Annotated in this window: 7 protein-coding genes; 2 read left to right on the top strand and 5 right to left on the bottom strand. The window is 32.4% G+C overall.

Annotated features, from left to right (window positions below):
• Positions 1-49 precede the first annotated feature (49 nt).
• Positions 50-679: a hypothetical protein gene (locus tag HHU12_RS32880; RefSeq protein ID WP_169660968.1), complete on the bottom strand. Its 630-nt coding sequence runs from the start codon at positions 677-679 to the stop codon at positions 50-52.
• 611 nt (positions 680-1,290) lie between these two features.
• Here HHU12_RS32880 and HHU12_RS32875 point away from each other — a divergent pair.
• Positions 1,291-2,271 (top strand): hypothetical protein, encoded by a 981-nt coding sequence (locus HHU12_RS32875; protein WP_169660967.1) that lies wholly within the window; start codon positions 1,291-1,293, stop codon positions 2,269-2,271.
• A 126-nt stretch (positions 2,272-2,397) separates the two neighbouring features.
• Here the strand turns inward: HHU12_RS32875 and HHU12_RS32870 are convergent, their stop codons facing one another.
• The 3 genes from HHU12_RS32870 to HHU12_RS32860 all read right to left on the bottom strand — a co-directional run bounded on the left by HHU12_RS32870 (position 2,398) and on the right by HHU12_RS32860 (position 4,673).
• On the bottom strand, positions 2,398-3,186 hold the full coding sequence (locus HHU12_RS32870; protein ID WP_169660966.1) for an Mbeg1-like protein: 789 nt from the start codon (positions 3,184-3,186) through the stop codon (positions 2,398-2,400).
• Positions 3,187-3,217: 31 nt separating this feature from the next.
• Positions 3,218-3,727, bottom strand: a complete 510-nt coding sequence (locus HHU12_RS32865; RefSeq protein ID WP_169660965.1) for a hypothetical protein — start codon at positions 3,725-3,727, stop codon at positions 3,218-3,220.
• A 91-nt stretch (positions 3,728-3,818) separates the two neighbouring features.
• The gene (locus HHU12_RS32860; RefSeq protein ID WP_169660964.1) at positions 3,819-4,673 is read right to left on the bottom strand and encodes a TolC family protein; all 855 of its coding nucleotides are present in this window, start codon (positions 4,671-4,673) and stop codon (positions 3,819-3,821) included.
• A 437-nt stretch (positions 4,674-5,110) separates the two neighbouring features.
• On the opposite strand from HHU12_RS32860, the gene HHU12_RS32855 reads away from it, so the two are divergent.
• Positions 5,111-5,440, top strand: coding sequence for a hypothetical protein (locus tag HHU12_RS32855; RefSeq protein ID WP_169660963.1), 330 nt, complete (start codon positions 5,111-5,113; stop codon positions 5,438-5,440).
• Between the two features lie 117 nt (positions 5,441-5,557).
• Here HHU12_RS32855 and HHU12_RS36005 read toward each other — a convergent pair whose 3' ends face one another.
• Entirely contained in the window at positions 5,558-5,698 is a 141-nt protein-coding gene (locus HHU12_RS36005; RefSeq protein WP_169660969.1) for a transposase domain-containing protein, read from the bottom strand.
• Between the last annotated feature and the right edge of the window lie 93 nt (positions 5,699-5,791).

Here is a 5,791-nt window from a genome sequence, read left to right as displayed (position 1 = left end):
GAAAAACATTACTATAAATGTGGTAATTTTAGTAACGGATGTAGCTAGATCAACCTAAAATAGCCATCACCCATTTTTCAAAATCATTCTCTAAAGAAAGTTCCAAGCTTGAGCTTTTATTATTAGTTACTTCTTCATTATTAACTAAATAAGCTTCTCTATAATTACTAATAGAGGCACTTTGGAGAAGTTCACCTTTGCAGAGGTTCTCCTTTTTGCCGTTTCTGCTCAGAGGGTCGTTAGCAGAAACGGCACTTTTGTCACGTTCTGCTTTTTGCCTGTTCTGTTGTGAATAACTTTGAGAGGTGTTGTGCCCTTGGAATTCAGCCACTAATTCTTTGACAGCATCATTCTGCTTCCGGTAGATAGGTTGTGGAGAGAAGAGGTACTTCTTGCCTTTGGCTCGTTTCTTTTTGGAGCAGTAGACAGTGGTCAGCTTCATGTAGCCGGCTTCTACTAATTCTTTATTGATCCTTCGGAGTGATTTTTCTCCCAATAGTTTTCCTCTATCTCCAAGTATTTTTCGGAGATCAGTTTGCTGTATAATCCAACCTTCAGGCCTGTTGGCGAGGTAATGATGAAGGTACTTGGCACGTACAGAAAGGGTATTGTTTTTCCATAAGCTGTTATCAAATATGGAATAGCTATTATGGCGCGAGTTGTTAATTTGAATATCCATTACGGGAAAAATAGTTATTGCAGATACTTGGTAATGTATCAAATGAAGTTTGAATCGAGATGTATGCAGTTGTTGGTTGTAGATTATAGATATACTATAGTTGCTAAAGCATCAGGAGGGAAAAAACTTTTCTATACCTGAGATAGGTGTAAACGTTATTGAAATCATTTCAGACTATTTAATATTTAGTAGTTGAGAAATACGAAAAATTATTTACTGTTAAATCAATATTAAGCAGTTTTTAACTATTGATGAACAAGTATAAGGGATGAAAATTAAATTTCAAATTGGATGAATAGTTGTTTTTGGAATAGAGGTAATACGTTACGGTTGAGAGTTGAATATTTTTTAGTAATACCTTTTTGTATACCATATAAAAGACAAAAGACCCAACTCCAAAGTGGAGCGGGCCTTACTGCTTAACGATTCAGATACAAGTATAATACATTGATTTTTAGTATCAAACGAGTGAAGTGTGTTTTGTTGATTTTTCTATCAAGGCTTTAACTTGATATCGGTGTATCTTTATTTATAAAATTGTATTACTTATTTTTTATATTTCAATACAATGAACGTATATTGTAAATCTTTAATTTAACTGACTAATTTTTATGCAGACTACAATTCAACGTGGCGTATCAGCCTTATTAATGGGAACATCTTTCCTTTATGTATCATGTGATAACAACTCTATTGAGGAAGTAATTGAACAAGAAAACAAGTTTGATGTAACTATTCATACCAATTATGAAGAACATTTTTTAGATGTTCAATCAAGTAATCGATTGATGGATGAATCTTCTTTAATTCCGAATGAGATTGATATTTTGAAGTATTACCTTAGGAATGAAGATGGAACTTCAATTGAAGAGAAAACTTATTTCATGATGTCTTGGGAAGGAAAAGAAATACCTCAAAGCATTACTCTTCCCCGACTAGACGCTGGAAATTATATTTTGTCGATTGGAGCAGAAGATTATCAAACAGCAAATATACCAGAACCAGTAGAGGAAGGAGGGCCGACTGAGAGTATAACGGTACTTGACAATGAACGACTTGAAAGGTATACAAAGTATCTCGAATTTTCCGTAGCAGAAAATACGACACTTGATGTAACTTTGGAACAGCATCAGACTAGATATAAGTTTGTAGATACATCTAACTTCAGTAATGCAGAAGTGAAGTATGTATCATTTACAATTGAGAATAGTGGACAGAAATTTTATGATTGGGGTGCTGTAGATAATATTCAGAACTGGGATAATCCATCAGATAAAGAGCTGTATAGTAGTGTTGTTCAATTGCAAGGATTGTATTCAGTTAAAAGAAATATTGAGAATATTAATACAGAGTTTATGTACAGAAACCCTGTTTATATGACAGGAATAACTGTCAAATTTTTCTCTTCATTCAATGATGTAATCTATTCTACAACTCTTGATCAAGAAGATACTTGGTTATTGGATGATAATTCATACACCTTTAATGTAGATTTAGATGGAATCTTTTTGTCAGGAGAATCAGGTGATGTGAGCAGTGCAATTTCATATGAAACCACTACATGGACTGAAAATACTATTGATGTGAACTAGTAATATTACAGTATTGAAAATTAAAATTAGCCCCAACATCATTCCTATTGATATTGGGGTTAATTTTTTTATAATAAAAACTATTTTACTTCTAGCTACCTGTTGATTTTAAAATAGTTCCATGATTTAAATGTCCTTTTTTTCGATTGTAGCATCATAATCAAATTGAGCAGATATATTGTTCATTTTCAAAGATTCAATAGCCTCTGTTGAAGTTATAGCTGCTATTTGTGTTATTCCTATCGCTAAATTTTTAATACTATGTTGTTTTTTTGTGCCAGGTGTAAGATTAACGGATGTATATGTTTGGGTAGCTTCTCTTCCTAGCATTTTAACAATTTTCAATGGGTCACCATATTCAACAATACTATGTCGTATATTCCCCTTTCCTAATTTATTTTTTTTCTTAAAAACAGGACTGCCATTAAAAGAATAACAAGAAACATTACTTCTATTTAAAGAAACACCCATAGCAATTCCTCCCCCAAGTGAATGACCTGTTACAATAATTTTATTCCCATCACCAATCAGCTTTACTACATGATCAAATACTTTGAGACCTGTTTCATTTTGCTTTTGTGAAATGGGGTTATTACCATATTTGAAATCTATTCCCTCATCGGTTCCCCTAAATGCAAGTACATATTCTTTTTCTTGAGTATGTTTATATAAAATTGCATTAAAACCTTGTGCTCTATATTCAAATTTTTCAGCCACTGTATAGAGGTTTGATATATTCAGACTATCACTATCTTCATAAACATTTAAAGAAAGCTGAGCATATGGCCATGCTTCACTAAATAGTTTAATTATTTCTAAAGAATAGTTGCTCGGAGGATGAATTGTTTGTGGTATCTTCTTATAGGATACACATGAAGAAAGCATAATTGCGAGTAAGATTATTAAGCGTTTCATATTTCTATTTTGAAAATTAAGTATTTACAGTCTATGATTGACTTGCATTTGTTATTTCTATTAATCGAAAATTAGTATATAGGTAACCAACAATAAATCCACTTAGTAAAAAATATATTAAGAGACCCATAACTAAAAATGGTTCCGCTTTATCTGCAAGTGTCGTTAATGACCCCGCTACATATTCGGAAATTTTGAATAGTTCATTCACTATGTTATTGAATTGAGTTAATCCAATTCCTACTAACATTTTCATTAACCAATCAGATACTTTTTCAAGGTTTCTATTTTGTTGGAATTTTTCTTTACTTGACCTTTCTGGATTAGTTTTAGGAATATTAAAAATATAGCCAATAACAGTTCCTATTATTAATGAAGAGATACTTACTATCAAAAGTAAGGATAGTGTCACACAGGTATGTTGCAAATTCTCAAACCATGTATTAGTCTTGTTTAGTGTCGTAATTGTAGTTGCTAGAATTGTAATAATTCCTGTAGAAAGTAAGAATACTATTATATTCTTTATCTGTTTTGCATTCATGGTTAATTTATGATGAGCTTATTGTAATATATTATGTTATACGCTTAATACGACAAAATAACAATTGGGTTTCAATTATGTATTCGAAATTTTATTTCTTTTTATCCAGTTTCCTATCTGTATGGCTATCATCAGAAGTAATATCCAACAAATGCATAGAAGGTAATGCATACTTAGAAAGTATATAAATATCAGTCAGCTCCTCCTTCAAGTTTCGGGTGTATTCCGCAATGCTGTTTTGACTTTGGATATAAGTCTTCTTCTGTTGCAAGTAGGTGAGGGGTTCAATCTCATTTTTTTCATACCCTTCTTTGTAGATGTCGAAGATTTTGAAGTCAATGTTGAGTAGCTCCATTTTCTCTTGGAGCAGTTGTCGGTTGTGTTCGTATTTCTGATAGAGGACTCTTAGTTTTTGAATGTCGGTATTCATCTTCAAGGTTAGCATATCCAAGGTGGATTGTAATTTCTGATCCCGTTGCTTCTCCATCTTTTTCGCTTGCTTGATCTGACGGGTGGAGAGTGTGACGGTCGGTAATCCAAATGCAAAACCAACATCAGGTAGATAGGTCCAAACTCTTCCTTTTCCATCGTCGGCCCACTCTGCATATTGGGCATAAAATTCTTTGTTGTAATAGTGCCGGATGCTCATCTCTAAATCGAGTAGTGGTGCTATTTCTAACGCCTCATTATTACTCTGAGAATTACCCATTGAATCAGCTCTAAAATCATCCTGAAAATTCTTTACAAAATTACTTGAATCTGGACTTGTGTTTTGTGCTATTAGATGTTGTGAATTCAAGAGGAAGACGAGGAGAAAGAAATACCAAATCAATGATGGGGGGGTGCGGGGGGGAAACAAAATAGCCGTAATGCCGATACGCTTACTACCCCAATTGGCTACGTAATACTTTTTGTGAATAATTGTACTTTCTGAAGTGTGTCTCATTTTTAAAAATCGTTAGAAATTGGGTGTTAAGCAGTAGTTACAATATACGTAAAAATATTGTATATATATAATAGTTAGTTGTTAATTATAAATAATTGTGCTAAATTATGGATACATAATATTTCAGCAATTGCATTTATGATTCTTGTTGGTTTTATTTCAAAATTTAAGTTTACGAAAAGTACTGATGATAAAAATTTATTTAAGAATAAAATATATGTAGCTTGTGCGTATGTGATCTGGGGAGCAGTTGGTGTGGTTATATTATGCTTCTTATTAGAGTTGGAATGGGTAACAAATTATGTTTTTTGAGGCGAAACAGTTGCACTAGAAGCTTTTGGCTTTTCATGGTTAGTGAAATCAAAGAAACTTAAGATATAAAACACATATCAAGCAGATTATCAAAATATTGACGATATTTTGATAATCTGCTTGATATGGAAGGACTATCTGAGTATAGCAGACGTGGTTATTGGATTTCCAAAGAAATTGTGGAAAACTCGATTCTTTATTTAGGTATGAACCCTTCCTACCCGCATAAGCAGTATGAATTTAGAGAAAGGATATTCTTTCATACAGAAAATGAAATATCTAAACATAACTACTTTAAAGTCATCAATTCTTTTCATAATAAAGCACAAAAGTATAGTGGTACAGTAGAATTGATGTCACACTATGATCTATTGGTATTGAGAGAGACAAAACAAGATCTAGTAAAAAAATTCACGAAAACTGAAAATGGGAAACTATATCTAAAAAAAATTTAAGCCTTTCAATTGAGATACTTTCGAAGAGTAAGCCAAAAGTAGTTGTAGTACCAAAGTAAACATCCGAAAATCCACGTTTTCTTCAAATCTGCCCCATCTTTCCACACAAGAATTCGTCTAAACTTTCTTCCAGTTGGCAGGAAGCAGTTCTTCTAATTTATTGAAAGGGTATTCATTGATTTTAGTAAGAACATCAGTGAGCCATTCGATTGGATCAATACCATAATTTTTACAGTTTGCAAAAAGGGTATAGAAAATAGTATAGTTACCCCATTAAAACGGACTGCAATCTAAATTAATAATTAAGTAAATTGCAGTGTTATGAAAAGTAAAAGAAAATTCACCTCAGAA

It is taken from the genome of Flammeovirga aprica JL-4 (genome assembly GCF_012844305.1).
Lineage (GTDB): Bacteria > Bacteroidota > Bacteroidia > Cytophagales > Flammeovirgaceae > Flammeovirga > Flammeovirga aprica.
The sequence above is the reverse complement of the archived record's forward strand: the minus strand, read 5'-3'. Positions and strand labels throughout refer to the sequence as shown.